Genomic DNA, 26,829 nt, shown 5'->3' with positions numbered 1-26,829 from the left:
TTTTTAAGTAGTTACAAAGCTGCATTTACCAACTTCATAAACTCACCCATTTTACTAGGCTCTAACCATCTGGCAACTACCACAAGATCATTTTCAGTGTCGATCACAATAAAATTACCTCCAAAACCTGCGGCATAATATATATTTTCTGACAAGCCTTCCCAATGTCTTTTCCCTTTTTTATTGAGCCACCACATATAACCATAATTTACATTAGGTATCGATGGTTTTATCGCTTTCTTAATCCACTTTTCACTAATAAGCTGTTCAGTTTTCCATTTTCCATTATTTAAAAATAATAATCCAAACCGCGCCATATCTTCTGTATTAATAAAAAGTCCGGCACCAGAATGCCCGCCACCCGTTACAGATTTTACTTGTACGCCATCTACTTCTGTCCACGCTTTATCATAACCATACCATCTCCAAGTAGTAGAAGCATCTATTTTATCCATAAGATGTTCTTTTAGTACTTGTGGCATGCTTTTTCGCCAAACATGCGTTAATGAATAGGCTAATACATTTACACGAACATCATTATACTCCATTACTGTTCCAGGTTCATTTAATGTTCTAAATTTCCAATCGTCTAAACTCCCTGTACTGGGAGGTCTATCTGCCCAATCTTTACCACCCCAAAGCTCTCCAGACCAATCAGAGTTTTGTTGTAATAGATGTTCCCAAGTTATTTTGCTGTTGTGAGCCCCATCAAAAGTGCCGTCCCAGATATAATCCCCTACTTTATCAGTTGTATTAGAAATTAATTTTTGGTCCTCAGCTAAACCAGCAACAGTAGCTAAAAAGCTTTTAGTAACACTAAAAGTCATGTCTACTCTTTTTGGATTTCCCCATTCAGCTATCTTGTAACCATTTTTCAGGATCATTCCTGTAGGTCCACCCCTTTTTTTAGTAGGTCCTAGTATTTTATGAAAGGGTTCTTTTTTAAAACTTTCTACAATAGCAATTCTCAAATCTCTGGAGCCAGAATATTCATTTGCTTCAGCAAATGCTATAGCTTCATCTAATTTTTGGGTATTAATCTTGACTTCTTTAGGGCTTTTTTGCTCCCATTCAGCATTTTTTTCAGGAAAATAATATTTGGTTTGAGCATGAAGCAAGCTAAGGCCAAGAACAGAAATAAATAAAAATACAAACGATTTCATTTTTAGTAGATTTTATTGGGCATGAAGTTAATCAAAATACAAATAAGGAAGAATACGCAACAAAAATAAACTAGCAAAGGGCAAGTACCCAAGGCATTGAATTGAAAAATGACTTAGTGTTGAATGAGACAGGTTTAAACAAAAAAGGAGCACCTAGTGAGTGCTCCTTTTTTTGCGTTTAAAATGCCTAGACTATAACATAAATAGTCTTTTTGTAAGCAAAATAATACCACTAAAGAAATCGTTCTTGTAAACTTGAATTTCTTCTTGTGCTGCTACGTTGTTAACTTGATTATTCATAATTTATAAGTAAAATGTGGGTTATAATACCCTAAAAATAATAGAAAAAGAGTTAAACTGTAAACTTTATGTTGTGAATGTGTTTAAAAAAGTGGTAAAAACAGCTTTTCGTAATCTTACAAGCTCATCTCAGGAATTTCTCCTTCTATAATCAGTTTTCCTTCTGTAGCATCTTGTATTTCTGTAACACTAACTCCTGGTGCTCTTTCTAAAAGTTTAAAACCGTCAGGAGTTACTTCTAAAACAGCAAGGTTCGTTACTATTTTTTTTACGCAAGCAACACCAGTTAATGGCAAACTACATGTTTTTAGCAATTTAGAAGCTCCTGCTCTATTGGTATGCATCATAGCAACAATAATATTTTCTGCTGATGCAACTAAATCCATAGCTCCACCCATACCTTTTACCATTTTTCCAGGGATTTTCCAGTTGGCAATATCTCCATTCTCAGAGACTTCCATGGCGCCTAAAATGGTTAAATCTACATGTTGCCCTCTAATCATTCCAAAGCTAGTAGCAGAATCAAAAAAAGAAGCGCCTGCTAAAGTGGTAATAGTCTGTTTTCCTGCATTTATAATATCAGCATCTTCTTCTCCTTCAAAAGGAAATGGACCCATCCCTAAAACGCCATTTTCACTCTGAAATTCTACACTAATATCTTCACGTACAAAATTGGCAACTAAAGTAGGTATTCCAATGCCTAGATTAACATAGTAACCGTCTTTCACTTCTTTTGCTATTCTTTTAGCGATTCCGTTTTTATCTAACATAATCTTAATAATGGATCAATTGTTTAATGTTCTAATTTTTAACTTATTTTTTTCTGATGGCATAACGATTAAAATTCCTAACCGCAGTATTTTCACGATTCCAAAATAACATAGGTAATGCAGATAAAGTAGTTCCAACAAAAGCTAAAAGTTTCCAGAAAGCAAATGCTAAGCCAGAAAAATTTTCTAAATAAATTATGACAACTATAACAAGTAAAAGTCCTAATATAAACCCTCCTACTATAATTCTATTATCAACTACTGCGCTAATTTTATTAATGTGTATTTTTTCTATTTTACCACAATGATTACAATTTATTTTAGCTTCATCACCAATTTGCATTTGTAAATCTCCTCTTGTAGAGGAACGAGATTTAAAATCATTAGTTTTTTTGCATGATGGACATCTATATTGTAATTTCATAATTAGATTATCAAATTAATTAATCTCTTTTCCGAACAGTCCGTTGTTCAATGCGCTTTTCATAATCTTTTCCTTGAAAAATCCGTTTTATAAAAATTCCCGGAACATGAATTTCATTAGGATCAAGTGTTCCTGCAGGTACCAATTCTTCTACCTCAGCTACCGTTATTTTTGCTGCACCACACATACAAGGGTTAAAATTACGAGCAGTACCCTTAAAAATCAGGTTTCCAGCTTCATCTCCTTTCCATGCTTTCACAAAAGAAAAATCAGCTTTGTAGGCTTCTTCTAGCACATACATTTTACCATTAAAATCTCTTGTTTCTTTTCCTTCGGCTACTTCTGTACCATATCCTGCTGGGGTATAAAATGCTGGAAAACCAGACTGCGCTGCCCTACATTTTTCGGCAAGTGTACCTTGTGGAGTAAGTTCTACATCTAATTCTCCACTTAACATCTGACGCTCAAACTCATCATTCTCACCAACATAAGAAGAGATCATTTTTTTAATTTGATGCTTTTCTAACAATAATCCAAGTCCAAAACCATCTACACCTGCATTATTAGAAATACAAGTAATATCTTTTACACCCAAGCGAACTAATTCTGCTATAGCGTTTTCTGGAATTCCACAGAGGCCAAAACCACCAAGCATAAAGGTCATATTATCTTTAACTCCTATTAATGCGTCTTGCACATTAGAAACTGTTTTTTTTATCATTTTTTATGCTATTAACAATATACAATCATAAAATTACCATTTTTTCAATGAAATAGATCAATCATTATGAAATAAAAGAAATGCTCTTTAAAGCGGAATTAAAAAACCCTTACTATATTTTATAGTAAGGGCTATCTTATGTAAAAGTATATTTTAATTTAAAAACCGATATCTATATCATCCTCTTCGGGTTTGGCAGTGTCTTCTGCTTTTTCTTGGGTTTTTATACAATCTACATTTATAGAAAGGTTTTCTGGTTTTTTAAAATCTTTATCGGAAACTTCTAGTTCTTTATTCGCATAATTTTTAGTCATATAGAGCCCCCAAATAGGTAATGCCATAGAAGCTCCAGCACCATATGCAGTACTCTTAAAGTGTATAGCTTTTTCTTCTCCTCCCACCCATACACCAGTAACTAGATTTGGCACCATACCCATAAACCATCCATCACTATTATTTTGTGTAGTTCCTGTTTTACCAGCAATGGGGTTGGTAAGATTATATGGATAACCTGTAATGATTTTTTTATTCACTACATTATTTTTATTGTAATTATGTCTAAGCCTGCTACCAGAACCCGACTCTACTACACCTTTCATTAAATCTACCATAGCATAGGCTACATCTTTACTTAAAATATCTTTTGTTTCGGGCACATATTCGTATAATACCGTTCCGTTTTTATCTTCTATACGGGTAACCAAAACTGGTTTTACATACACTCCTTCATTAGCAAAAGTTCCATAGGCACCTACCATTTCATATACATTAACATCTGGAGTACCTAATGCAATAGCTGGTACTTCAAGAATATCTCTAGTGATTCCCATACTTCTGGCTATAGCAATTACAGGTTTTGGTCCTACTTCGTCCATTAATTGCGCTGTAACTGTATTTACAGATCCTGCCAAAGCCTCCTTTAATGTCATTTGTTTTTTAGAAAACTTCCCATTAGAATTCTTAGGGCACCAGGGTTCTAGATTTCCATGTTTATTTGCCTCAATACAATATTCGTTATCTGGTTTGGAATCGCATGGAGAATAACGTAATTGATCTATTGCTGCGGCATATACAAACGGCTTAAAAGTAGAACCTGCTTGTCTTGCGCCTTGTATTACATTATCATATTGAAAATGTTTGTAATTAAGACCTCCAACCCATGCTTTTACATGCCCTGTTTGTGGCTCCATAGACATCATTGCTGTTCTTAAGAACGATTTATAATACCGTATGGAATCTAATGGTGTCATTAGCGTATCTTTTTCGTTATTGGTACTATTCCAATCAAAAACAACCATGGGTGTTGTTTTTTTAAAGGAAGCTCTAATTTCTTCTTCAGAAGATCCATTTCTTTTCATAGTACGCCAACGATCTGAAACTTTCATAGCACGCTCCATACTTTTGGTAATTTCTAATTTATCTAAATCTAAAAAAGGTGCTGTTTTATTACGTTCAGGCGTATTTTGCAAAAAGAACTCTGCCTGCAAGCGCTTCATATGCTCTTGTACCGCATCTTCTGCATTCTTTTGCATTTTAGAATCAACTGTAGTATAAATTTTAAGTCCATCTAAATAGATATTCCATTTGTCTCGTTCTCCTCCTAAAGCGGGTTTTGGGTTTTTTTCTATCCAATCTTCCATAAAACGTTTTAGGTGCATTCTAAAATATGTAGCCAAACCATCTCTGTGCGATTCAGGTGAATACCGTAGGCTTAATGGTAGTTGTTGTAATGAATCTTTTACTTTTTCATTTAAATAACCATATTTAAACATTTGCGCTAAAACTACATTTCTTCTATTTTTAGTGCCTTCAGGATTTCTTTTTGGTCTTGGATTATAAAGAGACGAATTTTGAAACATTCCTACTAACATCGCAGATTCATTAATACTTAACTCTTTTGGTTCTTTACTAAAATATATTTTTGCGGCAGACCGAATACCATCTGCATTATTTCCAAAATCATAGATGTTAAAATACATCGCTATAATTTCTTCTTTGGTATAATTACGCTCTAAACGGGTGGCAATAACCCATTCTCTAATCTTTTGCGTATATTTCTTCCAATCTTTAGCTCTATTACCAACAAATAATTGTCTTGCTAATTGTTGCGAAATAGTACTTCCTCCTCCTGCATTTCTAAATGTTAATTTAGCAATTAAAGCCCTAAAAAAACTTCTAGCATCTATACCTGCATGGTCTCTATAGCGTACATCTTCTGTGGCGATTAGTGCATTCACCAAATTCTTAGAAAGTTCTCTATAGGAAACAGGTGTCCTATTATCATCTAAATAATATTTTGATAATAAAACTCCATCGGAAGAAATGACTTGTGATGCTAAATTGGTTTGTGGATTTTCTAAATTTTCAAAAGTGGGCATTTCGCCTAAATATCCAGATGCCGCTAATTTAAATGTGATTATAGGAATTGAAAGAGCTATTAAAAATACAACCCAGAACCATTTTATAAATTTTCTAAAGCTTTTTTTAGGTGTTCCTTTTTGTTTTATCTTTTTGGTAGCCGATGCCATTAGCTTGTATATTATTTTTCTCTATTAGGTATCTTGTATTTGAAATACCCTCTAAACTTATCATCCTATTTATCACCTCATTTTTAAATAGCAAAATAAATTTTAAGATATACGGCATTAATTAAAAAAACGATGTTTTCTATGTTACTAACGCTTTCTTTTTGGAGATATCTTTTTAATAAGAAAAATTAAACTTATTTAAAGTTGTAAATAATGAAAAAATGCTTAAAAACCGATATCTATATCATCTTCCTCTGGTTTGGCATTGTCTTCTGCTTTTTCTTTAATTTTTGTACAATCTACATTTATAGAGAGGTTTTCTGGCTTCTTAAAATCTTTATCGGAAACTTCTAATTCTTTATTGGCATAATTTTTAGTCATGTAAAGTCCCCAAATAGGTAATGCCATGGAGGCTCCTTGCCCATATCTGATACTTTTAAAATGGGTAGCTCTTTCTTCTCCACCTACCCATACACCAGTAACTAGGTTAGGTACCATTCCCATAAACCATCCATCACTTTGGTTTTGCGTTGTTCCTGTTTTACCAGCAATAGGATTGGTTAGGTTGTAAGGATAACCCGTAATAATTTCTTTATATACTATATCATTTTTATTATAACTATGCCTTAGTCTACCCCCAGAACCAGACTGCACTACACCTTTCATTAAATCTACCATAGCATAGGCCACATCTTTACTTAAAACATCTCTAGTTTCTGGCACATATTCGTATAATACCGTTCCGTTTTTATCTTCTATACGGGTTACCAAAACTGGTTTTACATAAACCCCTTCATTAGCAAAAGTACCAAAGGCGCCTACCATTTCATAGACATTAACGTCTGGTGTACCTAGCGCAATAGAAGGTACTTCTGGGATATCTCTTGTGAGTCCCATACTTCTAGCAATAGCAACTACAGGTTTTGGTCCTACTTTATCCATTAACTGAGCGGTAATAGTATTTACTGAATTTGCCAGTGAATTTCTAAGCGTTCTTTGTTTTTGAGAGAACTTCCCGTCAGAATTTTTAGGACACCAAGGTTCTGGATTCCCGTGTTTATTGGCTTCGATGCAATACTCCGTGTCTGGTAAAGAATCGCAAGGAGAATAACGTAATTGATCTATAGCGGCAGCATAAACAAAAGGTTTAAAGGTAGAACCTGCTTGTCTTGCGCCTTGTATTACATTATCGTACTGAAAGTGTTTGTAATTAAGACCTCCAACCCAAGCTTTTACATGTCCTGTTTGCGGTTCCATAGACATCATTGCTGTTCTTAAAAAAGATTTGTAATAGCGAATAGAGTCTAGCGGTGTCATTACCGTATCTTTCTCATTATTGGTACTGTTCCAATCAAAAACAACCATGGGTGTTGGCTTTTTAAAGGAAGCTCTAATTTCTTTTTCAGAAGATCCTTTTCTTTTCATGGTGCGCCAACGATCTGAAACTTTCATAGCGCGTTCCATAATTTTAGTAATGTCTGACTTTTCTAAATCTAAAAAAGGTGCTGTTTTATTACGTTTAGGAGTATTTTGTACAAAAAATTCTGCTTGCAAACGTTTCATATGTTCTTGTACCGCATCTTCGGCATTTTTTTGCATTCTAGAATCTATTGTAGTATAAATTTTAAGCCCGTCTAAAAATAAATTCCATTCGTCACGCTCTCCTTCTAAGGCGGGTTTTGGGTTTTTAGAAATCCAATCTCCCATAAAACGCTGTAAATTCATTCTAAAATAAGTAGCTAAGCCTTCTCTATGCGATTGTGGAGAAAAACGAAGTCCTAATGGCAGTTGTTGTAAGGAGTCTTTTGTTTTTTTATCAATATACTCGTACTTGTACATTTGTCCTAAAACAGTATTTCTTCTATCTAGTACTAGTTTTTCTCTACGCCTAGGATTATATAGAGATGAGTTTTTGAGCATCCCAACAAGCATTGCTGCTTCTTGAGTTTCTATATCTTTAGGTTCTTTATTAAAATATATTTTACAAGCAGATTTAACACCATCGGCATTGTAGTTAAAGTCATAAACGTTAAGATACATTGCTATAATTTCTTCTTTGGTATACTGGCGCTCTAAACGTGTAGCAATAACCCATTCTTTAATTTTTTGCTTGATCCGATCAACAATATTAGATGAAGGCTTTATTGTAAATAATTGCTTAGATAATTGTTGTGTAATAGTACTACCTCCACCATCTCTTCCTAAAGCGGCTACTGCTCTAAGAATGGCACGTGCATCAATACCTGCATGGTTTCTGTAACGCGCATCTTCTGTAGCAATTAAGGCATCTACAAGGTTTTTGGGGAGTTCTTCATAAGCTATTGGAGTTCTATTATCATCCAAATAGTATTTTCCTAAAGTTTTTCCATCAGAAGAAATTACTTCTGTTGCTAAATTTGTTTGCGGATTCTCCAAGCTTTCAAAAGTAGGCATTGGTCCAAACCATTCCCATGAGGCTGCTAAAAAAATAAGCATCGCTGATACTATTCCAAATAGGAAAATAGACCAAAACCAAATTAAAAATTTACGGAAGTTACTTTTTGGAGTAGCCTTTTTTGTTTTTTTGTTTGTAGCCGTTGCCATAGCTTATTTGTTATTTTTCTCTATTTGATACCCAACATCTGTGATGCCTTCTAAATCTACAATCCCATTTACGTTACCATTTTTTCGCATTGCATGAGATATCTTTAATGTATATACGCCATTGGTAGGAAAAACGATGTTTTCTTTATACCAAAGTTTATTTTCTTTAACACTACCATTACCTGTGCCAAGCCAAGTACCATCTGGCTCAGCCATTTTATACTGTAAGGTATCTTTTTCTGATCTTCCGTTTGGAAAATTTAATTCTGTAATTAAATATAAGTTACTAAACTGAAATTTTTCATCGTTTCTAATATTTATAAAAATATCAGAAGGGTTAATAGTATCTACATCAGAAAAGTTAAATGTTATTATATCATCTTTTTCCCAACTACCATTGGTAGTGGTTTTGTATTCTGATTTTATGATATTAGTTGTGCAAGAAGATGATGCGATAAGCATACACCCTAAAAAAACAATTTTAACTATTGTTTGTTGGTTTTTTCTTGACATTTCTTCTCCTATTATTCTTTTTGGCATTAGTTCCTTTATTTGCGGTGTTACCTGCTGTGTTTCCATTTTGTGGATTAGGCTTCTTTTTCGCATTTCTTGGGCCCTTGTTATTAGGGTTATTCTTCTGATGGGGTTTATTTTTCTTTTTCCTGTTATTATTTTTTCGTTTTGGTTTATCAAAACGTGTTAAACTATCTTGACCTACAACGTTCTCAAATACTTTTTCTTGTTCTTTTTCTACAGATATTTTTTCAGCATATTCTTCTAAGCTAGCAATCTTTTCCTTGTTTTTAACTTTTTCTAGCATTTCATTAACCTTATCCTTAGATATGGTATGCCAGTTGGCCCAATCGTCTTTGTAACAAAACCATAATGTTGCTTTAAAAATATCAACTTTTTGGCAAATTGCTAAGCCTTTTTCTGTTGGTATTTTGGTGTCTTGAGACGGGAAATCTTTTAGTGCATCTAAATATACATCTAACTCATAATTAAGACAGCATTTTAATTTACCACATTGTCCTGCTAATTTCTGTGGATTTAAAGATAGCTGTTGGTAACGTGCCGCCGAGGTGCTAACGGATCTAAAATCGGTAAGCCAAGTAGAACAGCAAAGCTCACGTCCGCAAGAACCAATACCTCCTAAACGCTGTGCTTCTTGGCGATATCCTATCTGGCGCATTTCTATACGAATACCAAAGGCCTTGGCCATATCCTTAATTAATTGCCGAAAATCTACCCGTTCTTCAGCAGTGTAGTAAAATGTTGCTTTAGAACCGTCTCCTTGAAACTCTACATCAGAAAGTTTCATTTCTAATTTTAAAGCTATGGCTAATTCTCTGGAGCGCTTTTGAATTTCTGCTTCTCTATTTCTACATTTTTGCCAAATATTAATATCTTTTTGAGATGCTTTACGGTATACTTTTGGAATTTCGTTGCTTTTAAAATCAACCTTTTTCTTTTTCATTTGAACCTTTACCAGTTCTCCTGTAAGGGTTACTATTCCAATATCATGGCCAGATTTTGCTTGCGTGGCAACAACATCTCCAATAGAAAGTGATAGGTTTTCGGTATTTCTGAAGAATTCTTTTCTACTATTTTTAAAACGGACTTCTACACAATCAAATGCTTTTTCGCCACTTGGTAATGACATATTGGAAAGCCAATCAAAAACCGTTAATTTATTACAACCGTCCGAACCACAAGTTCCATTATTCTTGCAGCCACGCGGTTGTCCGTCTTTGCCAGTTGAACAACTGCTACAACTCATATCTTATATATTGATTTCTTAAAAAAGGTTTGTTTTTAAGAAAGAAGATTCATATTCTTTTTTAGCTAATTGTAAAGATAGCGTTTTTAAGATTATTTGGAACGGTTTGCAAAAGTTTTAAATTTTACTCTTTTCGACACTAAAAAATATAAAAACCAATTGTTATTTTTTAAATTTCAACACTTCAGATCTCCCTTTTTTAAAGATTTTATTGCTTACAACTTTTCCTTTTCTTAATCTTTTTTGTTCTTCATAAGGTAAATTATGAATTTCTTTACAAGCATCAGAACAGCAATTATCCATTTGTTTAGCGCAATCTTCACATTGTATAAACAGTAGATGACAAGCTTCATTAGCACAATTTACATGTTCATCACAAGCATCTCCACATTGGTGGCAGTTTGCTATTACATCATCTGTTATACGCTCGCCGCGCCTGTGATCAAAAACAAAATTTTTACCTATAAATTTATTTTCTAATTTTTTATTTTCTACTTGCCTCGTATATTCAATAATACCACCTTCTAATTGGTAAACATTTTTAAAGCCCTTGTGCTTATAATAGGCACTTGCTTTTTCGCAACGGATACCACCAGTGCAGTACATTACTAATTTTTTATCTTCTTTATACGCTTTTAAATCTTCTTCAATAATATCTAATGAGTCTCTAAAGGTATCTACATCTGGAGTAATTGCATTTTTAAAATGACCTATTTCGCTTTCATAATGATTGCGCATATCTACTAAAACAGTATCTGGATCTTCAATAAGTTCATTAAACTTTTCTGCATTTACATGAATGCCTTTTTTAGTTACATCAAAAGAAGCATCATCTAAACCATCAGCAACTATCTTATGACGTACTTTTACTTTTAATTTTAAAAAAGATTTATTGTTTTGTTCGATAGCAATATTAAGCCTAACGTTCTCCAAAAAAGAAATACTATCTAAGTGCTCTTTAAAAAGTTTAAAGTTTTCTGCTGGTACAGATAATTGCGCATTAATACCCTCATAGGCAATATAAATTCGTCCTAAAACGTCAAGAGCATCCCAATTGATGAATAAATGATTTCTAAAAATTTGTGGGTTTTTGATGTGCGCGTATTGATAAAAAGAAATTGTTAAGCGTTCTTTACCCGCCTCTTCTATTAATTTCTCTCTCTCTTTTGCGCTTAAGGTATTGTACAGTTGCATGCTATACGAATAGTTTAAGTTAAAAATGATTGAAATGCAAAACTAATGTAACTCTACATGTTAAACAAAAAAAGACCTTGGAATTCCAAGGTCTTTTTGCGGTTACCCTTAACTTTTTCTTTTTCACAAATTTAGATAATAGTATAAGAAATAACCAGCTATAAGCTGTAATCTATTAGAAGATTACAGGCATAAAAATTGAGTTAGTTAGTTATTAGATGCAGGTTTTATAAAAAGGTTGCGTTAACGATTGTGATATGAAAAAAGAAATAGTAATTTAGCCCTACTAATTTAACAAAAATGAGCACAGAAAAAGAAGCAAAACTAAAAGCATTAAAGTTAACACTAGATAAACTAGACAAAACCTATGGAAAAGGGGCTGTCATGAAAATGGGAGATAGTGTTGTTGAGGAAGTTGAAGTAATACCATCTGGTTCTTTAGGTTTAGATATTGCTTTAGGCGTTGGAGGATATCCTAGAGGTAGAGTTGTTGAAATATATGGTCCAGAATCTTCTGGTAAAACTACATTGACGCTACATGCCATTGCAGAAGCACAAAAAAAAGGAGGTATTGCCGCTTTTATTGATGCAGAGCATGCATTTGATCGTTTTTATGCTGCAAAATTAGGTGTTGATATTGATAATTTAATTATTTCGCAACCAGATAATGGAGAGCAAGCTTTAGAAATTGCAGATAATTTAATTAGATCTGGTGCTATTGATATTGTTATTGTAGATTCTGTTGCTGCTTTAACTCCTAAAAGCGAAATAGAAGGCGAAATGGGAGATTCTAAAATGGGACTTCATGCAAGACTTATGTCTCAAGCGCTAAGAAAACTCACTGGCTCTATTAGCAAAACTAATTGTACTGTAGTATTTATAAACCAATTAAGAGAAAAAATTGGTGTAATGTTTGGAAATCCAGAAACAACTACTGGTGGTAATGCCCTTAAATTTTATGCCTCTGTTCGTATTGATATTAGACGCTCTACACAAATTAAAGACACAGATGGTAACGTACAAGGAAATAAAACAAGAGTTAAAGTTGTTAAAAATAAAGTAGCCCCACCATTTAGAACTACTGAGTTTGATATTATGTATGGTGAAGGGATTTCTAAAGTAGGAGAAATTATAGATCTTGGTGTTGAGTACGAGATTGTAAAGAAAAGTGGTTCCTGGTTTAGTTATGGTGATACTAAATTAGGGCAAGGAAGAGATGCTGTTAAAAACCTCTTGCTAGACAACCCAGAGTTATTTGAAGAGCTCGATGGTAAAATAAGAGAAGCCATCACCGCAGTGAAAGAATAAAGCAACAATAAAAAATCCCAATTTAGATTGGGATTTTTACTTTTTATAACGCAACCATTACAGCCAATCTGCATCTATTAAGTAAAAAATAAATTTATGAAGAGAAGATTTTTTGTCTTTTTATTATTTTTAAGCTTTATCACCTTAACAAACTGTAGTAGTTTAGATGAAAGCGATCAAAATTTTCATTTTGTATCTTTACCTATTGTCGAAGCTGATTTTCCTGCTTTTTTTACACTAAACGAAACATATACTATAGACGTTAGTTACGAAAGAGCATCGGATTGTATCTTCTTTGAAGGTTTAGATCGTGTAACATTAAATGACTCTACAAGGGTTATTACCCCTATAGGAACTATGTTAGTTGGGGAACAAGATTGTAAAGAAGTAAATCAAGTATTAAAATCTTCTTTTCAATTTGTGGTAATTTTCAACCAAACCTACACATTTAGATTATGGAAAGGTGAAGATGAAAATGGAGTCCCAGAATTTACAGATATAGAAATTCCTGTTAGAAATTAAATAATAATCGCTTTAAATACATAATAACCAACAATTTGAGTCTAGAAGAACTCATAAATAATTGCAAAAAAGGCAATAGAAAAGCACAAGAAAAGCTGTACCGAGACTATTCTCGAGTACTGTATGGTGTATGCCTAAAATATTGTAAAAATAAGACTGAAGCTGAAGATTGTTTGCATGACAGTTTCATGACCATTTTTAATAAAATAGACCAATTTAAATTTAAAGGATCATTTGAAGGTTGGATTAAAAGAATAACCGTAAATACTGTACTTCAAAAATTTAGAAAGGAAGAACACTTAAGTGTTGTTTCTGAAAATATTAAAGAAGAGATAGAAGTAGTAGAAACAGACTATACTAGTGTTAATCTGCCAACATTATTAAAATATATTCAAGAGCTTCCTAATAAATACAGATTAACATTTAACATGTATGTGCTTGATGGCTATTCGCATAATGAAATAAGTAAACTGTTAGGGACATCTGTAGGAACCTCAAAATCTAATTTGGCTAGAGCCAGATTAATTTTAAAAGAAAAAATAGAAACAACGTTTGTAAATGATGTTATTTCATTGCATTAAATAACACAAAAAAACAAATACAAAATAATACTGCATAATTTTTTGCATAATGAAAGAAAAAAATATAGATAATTTGTTCCAAGAAGGGTTCAAAGATTTTAATGAAATTCCAGACGAAGCCGTTTGGGGTAAAATTGAGTCTTCTCTAGACAAAAAGGAAAAATCTAGGAAAGTAATTCCTATATGGTGGAAACTAGGCGGCATTGCAGCTGCATTAGTGATCCTGTTTTATACAATTAATTTAAACAATACAACAACTGAAAACCTTCCTGAGATTACAGAAATAGAAACTAATGAAGACCAAAATAAGAAAGAAAGCATTTCTGAAAAGGAAAAAGTAAATAGTATTATTATTGAAAATAAAAATACTATTTCTAAGGAAGGCATAGCTGAAACTGAAAAGGAATTACAAGAAAAGGCTACTGTTAAAGAAAGCCAAATAATACCAAAATCTAAAAATGAAGTAGCGACTAGTATTCCTCAACATAATAAACCGAATAACGCCCATAAAATAACAAATAACACTAACGCTATTTTAGGTCAGCAAAATGTTGATGGGCAAAATAATGAGCTTACTAGTAACCAAAAGTCTACTCCAAAAACTCATAGTATTCCGGAAATAACTACAATAAAAGATAAAGAAGAAACCGTTGCAACTACTAATGATAAAGAAGCCGGAACAGTACTTAAAGATCCTTTAGATCTTCAAGAAAAAAATGATATAGCTACTAAAAAAGATGCCGTAAGCAAATTAAATGAAACTGAAGAAAAAAGCATAGAAAATAAAACCAGCAAAAAATCTATTTTTGATGTTATAGAAGAAAATAAAGAAGAAATAGTAGAAACAAAATCTTCTAAAGATAAATGGTCTGTTGGGCCAAGTGTTGCTCCTGTATATTTTGATGCTTTAGGGGAAGGCTCTCCTATACATTCTATTTTTGTGCCAAATTCTAAGTCTGGTGATATCAATTTAAGCTATGGAGTAGCTGTTTCTTATAAAATAAATAAAAAGTTAAGTTTTCGTTCAGGGATTCATAAAGTAGATTACGGTTATAATACCAATGATGTTGCTTTTTCTGCATCTGTACAAGCTTCTACTAATGGGCAAATAGATAATATATCATATGTGCCCACAGCAAAAAATTTAGTTGTTACAAGCCGTGTTACAAATAATGCAAACTTAAGTAACGAATCATCAGATTTTATTAGAGCCCCACAATCTATTGATATTACTGCTAGAAGCTCAGAAAGAGTTGGTTTTATTGAGCAAGAATTTGGCTATTTAGAAGTTCCTTTTGAACTTAATTATGCCTTAGTAGACCGTAAGTTTGGAGTACAAATTATTGGTGGTTTTAGTTCTTTATTTCTAGTAAATAATAGTATTACCTTAAGTTCTGGAAGTGCAACTACTAATGTAGGGGAAGCCAGAAACCTTAATGATGTAAACTTTAGTACAAACGTAGGCTTAGGACTTAATTACAAAATTACACCTAAAGTAAAATTTAATATAGAACCTATTTTTAAATACCAATTAAATACTTTTTCGGAAACAGATGGTAGTTTTAATCCATTTTCTGTAGGGGTGTATAGTGGTATCAGTTATAGATTTTAAAATACTTCAGCAGGATATTTCAGGACAAACACCTATGGGTTTTCTGCTGAAAAAATAATTAACATTCGATGTAAACTCGCAGTATTTAAACTTCGATCCATTGATTACTTATATAAAGAGGTTGGTTAGGGTATGTATCGTTCCACACGGTAATACCTAAAACGCTCTACTGTTAATGTTCAGTAGAGCGTTTTTATTAGGGGGAACTTGTGGGGGTATTTTTAGTCTTAATCATCATGTCCGCAAACTTTCCTTTTTTTTGCTTTAGCACCTTTTTGGTGATGTTTTGCAAAATCGTCTGGTCTGTAATAATTATTTGCATGTATTGGAAGTTTTTTTGTTATGGTAAGTTCTTCTAAAACACGTTCTATAAGTGGTACAGTACCCGTATTAATATCATCTACTTTTTTAGAATAAGTTAAATTAGAACTATGAGAAAAAGTTAAACAATGTCCAATTTCGTGTTGTAAAATAGTATATCCCTTTTGATGAATAAACCCTTGGAGTACTTCTTCTGATACACCAAGTGTACTACCGCCACCAAGACCCGACACATGAGTTGTTTTACCACATCTAAAGAATTTTTGATGAACTAATTTTTCATATACATTAATTTTTTCTTCAGAAAGCATCATCATAGAACCATCATTATTAATCAGTTTTTCCTTTATAAAGCCATCTTTAAAAGCATCAGATAAAATAACATAACCATAATTAATTAATAATCCCGTATAGCGTCTTATATCTCTAGCTGAAATATCTTCTGCCCAATCATTTTCAGGATCATTATTTAAATTATAATCATGAAATTTAATTCTCCAATCTAATTGGGCTAATTTTTTTAGCACTTTTATAAATTTTGTTTCTCCAGTAAAATCAAATCGTATTAGATTTTTTGTAATTCCAATGTCTTTATACTTTGAAAGGTCTACTGGGTTATTGTTGATATCAACAAAATCTGTACTGCCCTTTACAAAAGAATATTTTATTTCTTGTTTTGCATGTGCTCTAATTTTTTCTATATGCAGTAACTTTATTTCGGTATCTACGCCTTCTATTTTTGCTAATATGGTAGCATTTTCAATAGCTACTGGAGCAAAATTTGAAATTTCAATGGTAAAGTTGTCTATTGCTCTTACACGGAGTATTTTACCAATATCAAAAGTTCTTTCATCAGAAGTCATTATTTTTTGTGCTTCTCCATCAAAAAACATTGGTTTAGAGGTAGCATCAGTATCAAAGGAATATACTTTTACATCTTTAAAATAACTTCTGTCTATATTACTAATTTGAATTTCGCTTTCAAGAATTATTTCTTGATTATCAATTTCGTCATCTGTACTGCAAGAAAGTAGGCATAAAAAAATTATAAAATATATCTTTTTCATGATGAAATTGTCTTTAATTTGGGATTACAAATATAAAAAAAATATGCAACTTAACGTATTTTCCTACAATTTTAACGAGAAAAAATAGTATTTAGTCTTCTAAATCATGAAATTGATAATATTATTTTATATGATAAGTATTCTTAAAAAAGATGCAATATTAGTATAATATATTGATTTTCAATATTTTAAAATTTTTGTTAATGTAAATTAATTTAATAAAAAATACTGATTTTTTATACCAATTTTTCCTACAAATAATAGTATGTTACAGTAATTTTTTCTATGAATTGCCCTTTTTTATAGGTGAAAAACCATTTTTTGCACATCAAATGCATTAATTTTTTCTTTAAAATAAAAATAGACTGTTAGCTAAATCTAAATATGTTTTTCTAGTGTTTTATTATTGCTCTATTCTCTAGAGTGTTAAGAATAATTGTTCTAACCGTTTCTCGTAAACTTGCTTTATGATCTTCCGTAAGGGTTTCTGTTTCATGAAAAGAATGGATTTTTGCACGGCATTTTCCTGGTTTCCCTTTATCAAAAGAAAAGGGAAATCGTTTTTTATGATCAAAAAAAGTCATGGGTACCACAGGAATTTTATGTGCTATAGCCATTTTAAAAGCTCCATCTTTAAATTCATCCAATAAAATTTCTTCATCTGGCACACCACCTTCTGGAAAGATACAGATGCTCAGCCCTTGCTGTAATCTACGTTGCGCACGCCTGTATACAGCTGTTCTACTTCTGCTATCGCCACGGTCTACCATAATACATACTCTCTTATAAAAAAAGCCAAAAACAGGAATCTTTACCAATTCTTTTTTACCTACAAAAACAAAAGGGTTTTTGCTCACTTTTAACATTAGCATAATGTCTAACATACTGGTATGGTTGGCTACCAACATATAACTTTTTCCTTTTTCTATCTGTTGTTCTCTTTTTATTATGGGGATACATCCCATACCATATAAAATAAAATTAGCCCAAATGTTTCTGGCCAACCAGAAAAACTGTGGATAGGTTTTTTCAGAAATAGAAAAAATGACTAATAGGGGAAATAAGGAAAAGATAGGAATGGCAACTAAAATATAAAACCAAATATGATATAATACACTCCCTATTTTACGTAAAAATGAAATCATAAAAGTAAAAGTAACAATTTTATAAGGTTCTAGTATTTATTTTACTTTTGCATTAATTATAAATATACAATTTGTGTCAAGAATTTTAACTGGAGTACAGAGTACGGGAACACCACACTTAGGAAATATATTGGGGGCTATAATGCCTGCCATTAAAATGGCAAAAAACCCAAAAAACGAATCTTTTCTTTTTATTGCAGACATGCACTCGCTTACGCAAATAAAAGATGGAGAAACCTTACGTAATAATACCTATGCCACGGCAGCTACTTGGCTTGCTTTTGGTTTAGATATCGAAAAAACTGTTTTCTACAGACAGAGTGATGTGCCACAGGTAACAGAATTATCTTGGTATTTAAGTTGCTTTTTTCCATACCAACGTTTAACACTATCAACTTCTTTTAAAGATAAAGCAGACCGCTTAGAAGATGTAAACGCTGGGTTGTTTACCTATCCTATGCTTATGGCAGCCGATATTCTATTATATGATGCAAATATTGTTCCTGTAGGTAAAGACCAATTACAGCATTTAGAAATGACCCGTGATGTTGCTTCACGCTTTCATACGCAATTGGGCGAAACTTTTGTTTTACCTGAAGCCAAAGTACAAGAAGAAACCATGTATATTCCTGGTACTGATGGTGCAAAAATGAGTAAGAGTAAGGGTAATATTATTGATTTGTTTCAGACCGATAAAAAATTGCGGAAACAAATTATGGGTATCCAAACCGATAGTATCCCTATGGAAGACCCTAAAGACCCAGAGAATGATAATGTATTTGCTTTATATAAAATTTTAGCGAATGATGAACAAATTGCTGAGATGCGAGCTAATTATTTAGGTGGTAATTATGGATACGGACATGCAAAACAAGCCTTGTTTGAGCTAATTTTAGAAAAATTTGGAGATGCTCGTGAGAAGTTTAATTATTATATGGCTCATTTAGAGGAAGTGGATGCTGCTTTGTCTACAGGTGCTGCAAAAGCTAAAAAAGTTGCTGATGAAGTGTTGAGTAGAGTGCGGAGTAAGGTTGGCTATTAAATACACCAGAAATATAAAGTTTTAAGATTATTTTATGTTTTATTTTAAGTGTTTTTAATAAAACATTTACTAAATTAAATGTAAATAATTATTGTTTTAATGATAAAGTTTAGAATATTGTTTTGTGGAGTACTATATTCTTTTCTTGCGACACAAATTTATGCCCAAGAAAATAAATATGCTTCTAAGATAGCAGGTAAATTGTTGTTATATAATACAACTAAATATCCAGAAAAAAATTATTTACAAACAGATAAAGATATTTACATAAACGGAGAAACTATCTGGTTTAACACCTTCCTAGTAAATGGTATTACTAATACTAAAAGTGAACTAAGTAAGGTTATTTATGTAGAATTACTAAATAACAAAGATAGTATTATAGCAAATCGCAGATTTTATATTGATGGAATAGTAACCAATGGTCAAATTACTATACCTGAAAAAATTAAGCAAGGAAAGTACTTTTTACGCACTTTTACTAAGTATATGCTTAACAATGAAACTCCAACTCTTTATCAAAAAGAAATAGCAATTCTAAAAATAGATCCTAATTTGGGTAATTATCGAAAAGATATAAAAACACAAACAGCTAAAAAGGATAGTTCAAAAACAACTTTAGAAATTAATTTAGACTTTTACCCTGAAGGTGGTCACCTAATTACTGATATGTCTACTTTTATGGGAATTAAGGCTGTAAATAAAAGAGGTATAGGTGTTGCTCTAGAAGGCAGCATTATAGATCAAGAAGACAATTTAATTACAACTTTTAAAACTTTTGATTATGGTCTTGGTAAAGTTAGTTTTGAACCAGAAATAGGGAAAAAATATTTTGCTAAAATAAATGGTGCAAAAGAAAAGTATTCAGTACCTGATCCTAAGTTAAAAGGTTATCTACTTAATGTCATAAATACTCGTGACTCAATAACAATTAAAGTTCGTACAAATTTTGAAAATGGGTTAAAAAATACTTTACTTTTAGGACACCTAAGAGGTTATACCTTTTTAAAACGTATAGAACAGTCTAATAATAAAACTTATAGTCTTAAGTTTTCTACAAAAGATTTACAAGATGGTGTTGCGCATTTTACTTTATTTACCAAAACTGGCGAACCAGTTTGCGAAAGATTAGTTTTTATAGATAACCCTGTTAATAATTTAGATGTTCAGATTAAAACTTCTGCAAAAAAATTCGCTAAAAGAGAAAAAGTAATTTTGGACATTAATATACAAGATACTAAAAATGAACCCATTTCTGGAAATTTGGGTTTAAGTGTATCTTATGTAAATAGTAACTCTAAAAAAACACCTTCAACTATTAAAAGCTGGTTATTGTTAAACTCTGATATTGGAGGAACCATCCCTAACGCAAATTTCTTTTTTAATCCTAAAAATAAGTCTGCTAGTTATTTGTTAGATTATTTACTACTGACACATGGTTGGAGGCGTTTTATATGGAAAGATATGCTCTCTAATACAGTAAGTAAAAATACAAAATACACTCCAGAAAAAGGAATAATGATAGATGGAAAAACTACTTTATTTAATAATAAATTTTCTCCAAAAAAAAGTATCTTAACTGCCACTCTTTTGGTTGAAAATCCATATCAAGAAACTGTATCAACTAACAGTCAAGGCAACTTTAGTTTTGGGCCATTTGTTTTTATAGATTCCGTTCAAATACACTTAAAAGCGGAATCAATAGAAAAATTACAAAACAAAAAGGAAAATGATTTAAGTATTACTATAGACTCTTATATTTCTAGTAGTAGCTACACAGATAAAACTGCGGTTGATACAACTTTTAGTTTAAATTTATCAGAAAAGTATATACAAAATGCTTTTCAAAAGAAAGTTACTGAATTTAGATATAACTCTAGTATAACAAAATTGAAAGAAGTAATAGTAAGAGCAAAAAAGAAAACTCGTGAAGAACTTATAGAAAGAGAAATTAAAAAATTTACTTTACACAAAAACCCCAGTATAAGAGTCTTTACTGATTCTATACAAAAAGGCAGTCGGTTAAGTGCTTTTGATAATCTAAGGAATATCGCTGGAGTACAATTAATTGGAGGGTATCCTTCTCAGAGCATAAAAATTAGAGGTAGGAATCCATTAATTTTGTTCAATGGAAGCCCTATAAGCAATTCATTTGCCCAACAACTTAGCGGATATGAGGTAATGTTTATTGATATTTTAAAAGGTGCTAATGCTGCCATTTATGGGTCACGTGGCTCTAATGGTGTTGTAGCCCTTTATAGTTATAGACATCTTAATATTGAATCTGATATTCCAGGAAATTATCCCAATACAATTAGTTTTAGCACTAAAGGCTTTTCTAAAATAAGAGAATTTTATAGCCCTAACTATGCTATTACAGAACTAGAGCATAAACAAGAAGATTACAGGGCAACATTACACTGGAAACCTAACCTTATCTTAAATAAGCAAGGAAAAGCACAAACTGAGTTTTACACAGGAGATATTCCTGGTCTTTATTCTATTATAGTAGAAGGGATAACTATAGATGGTAGGCCATTTGTGGAGACAAATACATTTGAAGTTACAGAGTAATGATTTTTAAAAACTTTATTATAGATTTTTAAATACTTTGAAAAGTTGAATTTTATATCAAAATGTAATGATAAACTTAACACAATTAATATATGTAATTGAGGGGTAAGAGGATTCATTCCATTAATTTGAGGAAATAGCAATACCTACAATCTTAAAATATATTGGTCAATTAACACTACTTATTCGACCTGAAAAAAATCTATAATAAAGAGTAATATTAAAGTTCCTTGTGAAATTCATTTAGTTGAATTTGATTCAGAAGAAGATTTTGAAAAATTCAAAAAAAAAGATTTATACATTTAAAAGAGCAATCTATTAAATCAACTATTCTAATCCAAGATAGACAATTAAATTAACCACAAACAAACCATTAAGTTGGTTTAATCTCAGTTTATATCGATGTAAAAACACTAAAAAGCAGTTTATCTATTGACTTTTAGAGTTAAAACGCTGATATTCATTAATTTTTAGTTTAAAAGTTTTATTTTTTAAACTAACCGGTTTGTTAACTGTAGTTATTTGACATATTAAATTATATGAAAATTCGATTTTTTTTAGCAAAAAACCTATTTCTCTATATTTAATAATTCTATTTCAAAAATTAAAGCTGCATACGGTGGAATATCTCTTCCAGCACCTCTTTCTCCATATGCTAAATTATGTGGTATAAACAATTTCCATTTAGAACCTACAGGCATTTTTTGCAAGGCTTCTTGCCAACCTTTAATTACACCATTTGTGCTTAAAACCAAAGGTTCTCCCCTATCGTAAGAACTATCAAAAACAGTCCCATCTAATAAAGTGCCTTTATAGTGCACCAAAACTTGATCTGTAGCTTTAGGAATAGCACCATTTGCTTTAGTTAATACTTGGTACTGTAACCCACTTTCTGTTGTAGTTATTTCTGGTTTTCTTGCATTTTCAGCAAAAAATAATTCATCTTTTTTTATCCGTTCAGCAGCAAGTGCTTTTTGTTTTTCTTCCTCTGCTTTTTGTTTTTTTCTAAAGAAACTCTTTAAAAATTGCTCACAATCGTTAATAGACATCTTTTCTTCTCCATTAACAACATCTTTAGCAGCTCTTATTAATGTTTCAAACGAAATAGAATCTAGTTTAGAACTCTTAATATTATTCCCTACAGACACTCCAATTGAATAACTTAACTTTTCAAGATCGTCTTCAAAGTTTATAGGTTTTTCTTCTTTTAGGGAAGTGATTTCAGATTTTAAGGTGCTTATTTCTGTATTGAGTTGGGCAACTTGCTTTATTAATTCTTTTTTACTTTGTGCTTGGGTAGAAAAAGCAAAGCTGATTATGGCAATGCTAATACATATTTTTTTCATCTTGTTTTTATTAATTTATTTTAATGTTATTTATGATAAGGCTTCAAATAATTTACCAGGCAAAGGTCTAATAACCCCTTTCATCTCCATATTTAGTAAAGTAGATGACACCGTAAAAATAGGCAGATTACAACTTAAAGCAATAGTATCTAGTAATTGTTTTCCTTCTTTTAGTAAATAATTATAAATTTCTTTTTCAGTAGTATCTAGTTCAATAAACATTTGTTGTTGGATACCCTTTCCTCTTTCCGCTTCTAATTCCCAGCCAAGCATATAAACAAGGTCTGCCGCAGAAGTTAACATATGTGCTTTTTGTTGTTTAATAAGATTGTTACAGCCTATACTGTATTTGTCTTGTGCCCGTCCAGGAACTGCAAAAACATCACGGTTGTAGCTATGCGCAATATCAGCAGTGACTAGGCTACCTCCTTTTTCTGCAGATTCAATAACAATAGTAGCTTCACTTATTCCTGCAATTACTCTATTTCTTTTTAAAAAATTTTCTCGTTCCGGTTTGCTTGTACTCCAAAACTCTGTAAAAAAACCTCCGTTTTCTTCTATTTCTAACATATACTTGGCATGTGCCTTAGGGTATATTTGGTTAAGACCATGTGCTAAACACCCTATTGTTTGTAAACCCTGTTTTACAGCTGCCCTCTGTACACAAATATCTACGCCATAGGCTAAACCACTTACAATAATAGGATCTAATGGCGCTAAGTCTTCTATTAGTTTTTCGCAAAAAGCAGTACCATAGCTTGTTATTTTGCGTGTACCTACTACACTAATAATTTTTCTGTTTTCTAAATTAATGTTTCCGCGGTTAAATAAAAGTAAAGGACTATCGATACAATGCTTAAAATAACTAGGATAATTCGCATCCATAAAATAAGAAATGTTAATATCTTTCTGTTTTATAAAGCGAAACTCCTTTTCTGCATCTTTTAAATATTGAGGATCATGTAGGCATTGAAGTGTATACATTCCTACACCATCTATTTTTAAGAGTTGTTGCATTTTATCCTGAAAAACTGCAGTTGGACTGCCACAATGCGAAATAAGTTTTTTTGCAATAACATAACCAATATTAGGTATTTTTTGCAATCGTAAAACAGCAATTAACTCGTCATCAGACATTTAAAAATTCTCTTTTTTATTTTTCTAATTACTTCAAATATAATGTTAATAAAAAGTAAACGTTATAGTTTTAGACTTTATGTTTTTTTACAATATTTGTTGTGATGAGATTAGAACACTACATTGAAGAACTCCTTTATAGATATGATTGTGTAATTGTACCAGAATTTGGTGCTTTTTTAACACAAGTAAAGTCTGCGTATTTGCATAAAACCACAAGCACGTTTTATCCGCCTTCAAAAGAACTTTCTTTTAATGAGCAATTAAACTCTAATGATGGTTTATTAGTTTCTCATATGGCTTCTATTGAGAAGACATCTTATGAAGAAATGCAAAAACAAGTTGCTGCACTTGTAAAACAATGGCATACACAATTAAAAGCTGGGGAACGTATTATGCTTTCTAATATTGGGCAACTTTGGTTAAATGCCGAAGGTAAAATACAATACAATCCTTATACTCATATAAATTATTTAACAAGTTCTTTTGGTTTATCATCTTATGCTTCTTCTGTAATTACTAGAGAAATTTTAAAAGAAGAAGTTGAAGTTTTAGAAGAAAAAATACCTTTTATTATTACTCCTGAAAAAAGAGAAAAAACTTCTTTTAGACCCTTTTTAAAATATGCTGCTATTATTTTATTAGGGACTTCTATAGGTCTTACCGGTTTTCGTTTATACAATGAAAATACGGTAGGTGTGGCTATTGCAGAACAAAATGCAAAAGAACAAGTTTCTAAAAATATACAAGAAGCTACTTTTTTTGGCGATATACCACTAGAGTTGCCCTCTTTAAACTTAGATCTTAAAGTAGAATCTAAGATTCATAAAGAAGGTGCTTCTAAAAAAAGAAAACACCATATTATTGCAGGTGCATTTAGAGTAAAAAAGAATGCAGATAAAAAAATCAATAGTCTTAAAACTAAAGGTTTTAATGCAGCTTACTATGGTGTAAATAAATTTGGATTGCATGTTGTTACTTTTGATAGCTTTATAAATCCAGATGACGCTACTGCTTATTTAAAAGAGATTAAACAAAATGTATCTGCTGACGCTTGGATGCTTTCAGAATAAACTCTTTTAGCCTTTCTAATCCTTAAATTAGCATGTATCTTTGCATCAAAATTTAGGTTATGAAAGCCAAAACGCCAAGCCAATCAAGAACTATAATGACAGATTTGGTTCTCCCAAGTGAGACCAACCCTTTAGGAAATCTTTTCGGAGGAGAGTTATTAGCCCGTATGGATAGAGCTGCTAGTATTGCCGCTAGAAGGCATAGTAGAAGAATAACAGTAACAGCTTCTGTGAATCATGTAGCCTTTAACCAATCTGTACCATTAGGAAGTGTGGTTACTGTAGAAGCATCAGTTTCTAGAGCTTTTAGAACTTCTATGGAAGTTTTTATAGATATTTGGATGGAAGATAGGTTCACTGGAAAACGCAGTAAAGCAAACGATGCTATTTATACTTTTGTTGCAGTAGATGATACCGGCAAACCCACTCAAGTACCTGAAATTATTCCTGAAAGTGATCTGGAAAAAGAACGTTTTGCTGGAGCCTTACGCAGAAAACAATTAAGTTTAGTATTGGCAGGGAAAATGGCGCCTAAAGAAGCTACTGAATTAAGAGCTTTATTTATGGGAGAATAATAGTAGTGATTTACTATTATTATGATTTAACTTTTAGCAGTCTTATTACAATACCTGATGTTTTTTGATTGATGAGTCACATCCGCAAAACAATTATGAGATATAGCATTTCTAATATTTGTTGGTTTGACTCACTTAAACCCTAATTATCATTACATTTATAACAATATATACATTGTCATTTTTGTGAGCGATAACAATCCACTTAAGATTTAAAAAACCTAATGCCTTCATTAATATATAAATATCATTTTTTAGCTGCTTTTGCAATTGCTATGTGGCTCACTTTTTTCTTAATTCTTATTGCGCCTTTTGATATTGCTGAACTCCCCTTTAAAGTAAGATTACAAATAATGCCTTTATATGGTTTTATAGCTTTTGTTGGCTATATGGTATTAATTCCACTTCAAAACTTGAAGTATAAAAAGAACCCTAAACCTACTATTCCTTTTGAAATACTCATCATTATTCTATACAATATCCTTGTCTTAATTGGGAGTTATTTCTATTACAAATCTGATATCGTTAATGGCGATTATTCTTTTGTTGCTTTTACACTTGAAATATATTATCCTACTTTCTTTATATTATTACCCATAATTATTGCTTCAAGATGGTATATAAATAAAAAAGTGTCTCCTAAAAATTCAAATAAAATAACCCTAACAGGAGCTAATAAATTAGATATTTTACAACTAGAAAATAAAGCATTAGTCTGTATTTCAAGTGCAGATAATTATGTAACAGTTATGTATTTAATAGATCAGGTGCTAACAAAAAAAATGTTGAGAACTACCCTAAAAAATATAAAATCTCAATTACCTCAGCTCGTACAAGTACATCGTTCTCATCTTATTAACCCAAGTCATTTTATAGCCTGGAAGAATGCAAATACCATCCTATTAACTCAAATAGAAGTGCCTGTTTCTAAAAATTACAAAAAAGACATCTTAGCTATGAATCATTCGTCCCTAAAAACGAATAGTTCGCCACAAGCACCTTAAAATAAGCTGTTTATTGAGTGTATCATTTCTATTTTTGACATCAGTATTAACTTCATAAA

At 31.7% G+C, this 26,829-nt stretch carries 22 protein-coding genes; 9 read left to right on the top strand and 13 right to left on the bottom strand.

Annotated elements, in window-relative coordinates:
• Nucleotides 1-11: 11 nt before the first annotated feature.
• The 9 genes from ACZ451_RS06075 to trhO form a co-directional block, all read right to left on the bottom strand.
• Complete coding sequence (locus ACZ451_RS06075; RefSeq protein WP_464216214.1) at nucleotides 12-1,163, bottom strand: serine hydrolase domain-containing protein; 1,152 nt, start codon at nucleotides 1,161-1,163, stop codon at nucleotides 12-14.
• Nucleotides 1,164-1,579: 416 nt separating this feature from the next.
• Complete coding sequence (locus ACZ451_RS06070; RefSeq protein WP_464216213.1) at nucleotides 1,580-2,233, bottom strand: 3-oxoacid CoA-transferase subunit B; 654 nt, start codon at nucleotides 2,231-2,233, stop codon at nucleotides 1,580-1,582.
• Between the two features lie 43 nt (nucleotides 2,234-2,276).
• Nucleotides 2,277-2,657, bottom strand: a complete 381-nt coding sequence (locus tag ACZ451_RS06065; protein WP_464216212.1) for a hypothetical protein — start codon at nucleotides 2,655-2,657, stop codon at nucleotides 2,277-2,279.
• A 19-nt stretch (nucleotides 2,658-2,676) separates the two neighbouring features.
• Complete coding sequence (locus tag ACZ451_RS06060; protein ID WP_464216211.1) at nucleotides 2,677-3,378, bottom strand: CoA transferase subunit A; 702 nt, start codon at nucleotides 3,376-3,378, stop codon at nucleotides 2,677-2,679.
• Nucleotides 3,379-3,536: 158 nt separating this feature from the next.
• On the bottom strand, nucleotides 3,537-5,906 hold the full coding sequence (locus tag ACZ451_RS06055) for a penicillin-binding protein 1A (RefSeq protein ID WP_464216210.1): 2,370 nt from the start codon (nucleotides 5,904-5,906) through the stop codon (nucleotides 3,537-3,539).
• Nucleotides 5,907-6,131: 225 nt separating this feature from the next.
• Nucleotides 6,132-8,489, bottom strand: coding sequence for a penicillin-binding protein 1A (locus ACZ451_RS06050; protein WP_464216209.1), 2,358 nt, complete (start codon nucleotides 8,487-8,489; stop codon nucleotides 6,132-6,134).
• 3 nt (nucleotides 8,490-8,492) lie between these two features.
• The gene (locus ACZ451_RS06045) at nucleotides 8,493-9,002 is read right to left on the bottom strand and encodes a gliding motility lipoprotein GldH (RefSeq protein WP_464216902.1); all 510 of its coding nucleotides are present in this window, start codon (nucleotides 9,000-9,002) and stop codon (nucleotides 8,493-8,495) included.
• The gene (locus tag ACZ451_RS06040) at nucleotides 8,971-10,269 is read right to left on the bottom strand and encodes a PSP1 domain-containing protein (protein WP_464216208.1); all 1,299 of its coding nucleotides are present in this window, start codon (nucleotides 10,267-10,269) and stop codon (nucleotides 8,971-8,973) included. Before ACZ451_RS06040 ends, ACZ451_RS06045 begins: the two co-directional genes overlap by 32 nt.
• A 162-nt stretch (nucleotides 10,270-10,431) precedes the next feature.
• Nucleotides 10,432-11,463, bottom strand: coding sequence for an oxygen-dependent tRNA uridine(34) hydroxylase TrhO (trhO, locus tag ACZ451_RS06035; protein ID WP_464216207.1), 1,032 nt, complete (start codon nucleotides 11,461-11,463; stop codon nucleotides 10,432-10,434).
• Nucleotides 11,464-11,763: 300 nt separating this feature from the next.
• On the opposite strand from trhO, the gene recA reads away from it, so the two are divergent.
• From recA to ACZ451_RS06015, 4 genes are all read left to right on the top strand, one after another.
• Nucleotides 11,764-12,771, top strand: coding sequence for a recombinase RecA (recA, locus tag ACZ451_RS06030; protein ID WP_464216206.1), 1,008 nt, complete (start codon nucleotides 11,764-11,766; stop codon nucleotides 12,769-12,771).
• A 96-nt stretch (nucleotides 12,772-12,867) separates the two neighbouring features.
• On the top strand, nucleotides 12,868-13,293 hold the full coding sequence (locus ACZ451_RS06025) for a hypothetical protein (protein WP_464216205.1): 426 nt from the start codon (nucleotides 12,868-12,870) through the stop codon (nucleotides 13,291-13,293).
• Nucleotides 13,294-13,328: 35 nt separating this feature from the next.
• Nucleotides 13,329-13,874 (top strand): RNA polymerase sigma factor, encoded by a 546-nt coding sequence (locus ACZ451_RS06020; protein WP_464216204.1) that lies wholly within the window; start codon nucleotides 13,329-13,331, stop codon nucleotides 13,872-13,874.
• A 49-nt stretch (nucleotides 13,875-13,923) separates the two neighbouring features.
• A complete protein-coding gene (locus ACZ451_RS06015) occupies nucleotides 13,924-15,486 on the top strand; it encodes a hypothetical protein (RefSeq protein WP_464216203.1) in 1,563 nt (520 codons plus the stop codon).
• Nucleotides 15,487-15,713: 227 nt separating this feature from the next.
• Here ACZ451_RS06015 and ACZ451_RS06010 read toward each other — a convergent pair whose 3' ends face one another.
• Both ACZ451_RS06010 and ACZ451_RS06005 read right to left on the bottom strand, forming a co-directional pair.
• The gene (locus ACZ451_RS06010; protein ID WP_464216202.1) at nucleotides 15,714-16,874 is read right to left on the bottom strand and encodes a hypothetical protein; all 1,161 of its coding nucleotides are present in this window, start codon (nucleotides 16,872-16,874) and stop codon (nucleotides 15,714-15,716) included.
• A 392-nt stretch (nucleotides 16,875-17,266) separates the two neighbouring features.
• The gene (locus tag ACZ451_RS06005) at nucleotides 17,267-18,019 is read right to left on the bottom strand and encodes a lysophospholipid acyltransferase family protein (RefSeq protein WP_464216201.1); all 753 of its coding nucleotides are present in this window, start codon (nucleotides 18,017-18,019) and stop codon (nucleotides 17,267-17,269) included.
• Nucleotides 18,020-18,092: 73 nt separating this feature from the next.
• Here ACZ451_RS06005 and trpS point away from each other — a divergent pair, with 73 nt between their 5' ends.
• Both trpS and ACZ451_RS05995 read left to right on the top strand, forming a co-directional pair.
• Complete coding sequence (gene trpS, locus ACZ451_RS06000) at nucleotides 18,093-19,061, top strand: tryptophan--tRNA ligase (RefSeq protein WP_464216200.1); 969 nt, start codon at nucleotides 18,093-18,095, stop codon at nucleotides 19,059-19,061.
• Nucleotides 19,062-19,160: 99 nt separating this feature from the next.
• Nucleotides 19,161-21,635 (top strand): Plug domain-containing protein, encoded by a 2,475-nt coding sequence (locus ACZ451_RS05995; protein WP_464216199.1) that lies wholly within the window; start codon nucleotides 19,161-19,163, stop codon nucleotides 21,633-21,635.
• Between the two features lie 569 nt (nucleotides 21,636-22,204).
• On the opposite strand, the gene ACZ451_RS05990 is transcribed toward ACZ451_RS05995, so the two are convergent.
• Nucleotides 22,205-22,981, bottom strand: a complete 777-nt coding sequence (locus tag ACZ451_RS05990) for an FKBP-type peptidyl-prolyl cis-trans isomerase (protein ID WP_464216198.1) — start codon at nucleotides 22,979-22,981, stop codon at nucleotides 22,205-22,207.
• A 30-nt stretch (nucleotides 22,982-23,011) separates the two neighbouring features.
• Complete coding sequence (gene dprA / locus ACZ451_RS05985; RefSeq protein ID WP_464216197.1) at nucleotides 23,012-24,118, bottom strand: DNA-processing protein DprA; 1,107 nt, start codon at nucleotides 24,116-24,118, stop codon at nucleotides 23,012-23,014.
• A gap of 104 nt (nucleotides 24,119-24,222) precedes the next feature.
• Here dprA and ACZ451_RS05980 point away from each other — a divergent pair, with 104 nt between their 5' ends.
• The 3 genes from ACZ451_RS05980 to ACZ451_RS05970 all read left to right on the top strand — a co-directional run bounded on the left by ACZ451_RS05980 (nucleotide 24,223) and on the right by ACZ451_RS05970 (nucleotide 26,770).
• A complete protein-coding gene (locus ACZ451_RS05980; RefSeq protein WP_464216196.1) occupies nucleotides 24,223-25,191 on the top strand; it encodes an HU domain-containing protein in 969 nt (322 codons plus the stop codon).
• Between the two features lie 59 nt (nucleotides 25,192-25,250).
• Nucleotides 25,251-25,766 (top strand): acyl-CoA thioesterase, encoded by a 516-nt coding sequence (locus ACZ451_RS05975; protein WP_464216195.1) that lies wholly within the window; start codon nucleotides 25,251-25,253, stop codon nucleotides 25,764-25,766.
• Nucleotides 25,767-25,990: 224 nt separating this feature from the next.
• The gene (locus ACZ451_RS05970; protein ID WP_464216194.1) at nucleotides 25,991-26,770 is read left to right on the top strand and encodes a LytTR family transcriptional regulator DNA-binding domain-containing protein; all 780 of its coding nucleotides are present in this window, start codon (nucleotides 25,991-25,993) and stop codon (nucleotides 26,768-26,770) included.
• Nucleotides 26,771-26,829: the final 59 nt, after the last annotated feature.

It is taken from the genome of Allocellulophaga tsushimaensis (assembly GCF_055383085.1).
This window is presented reverse-complemented; position numbering and strand designations above follow the sequence as displayed.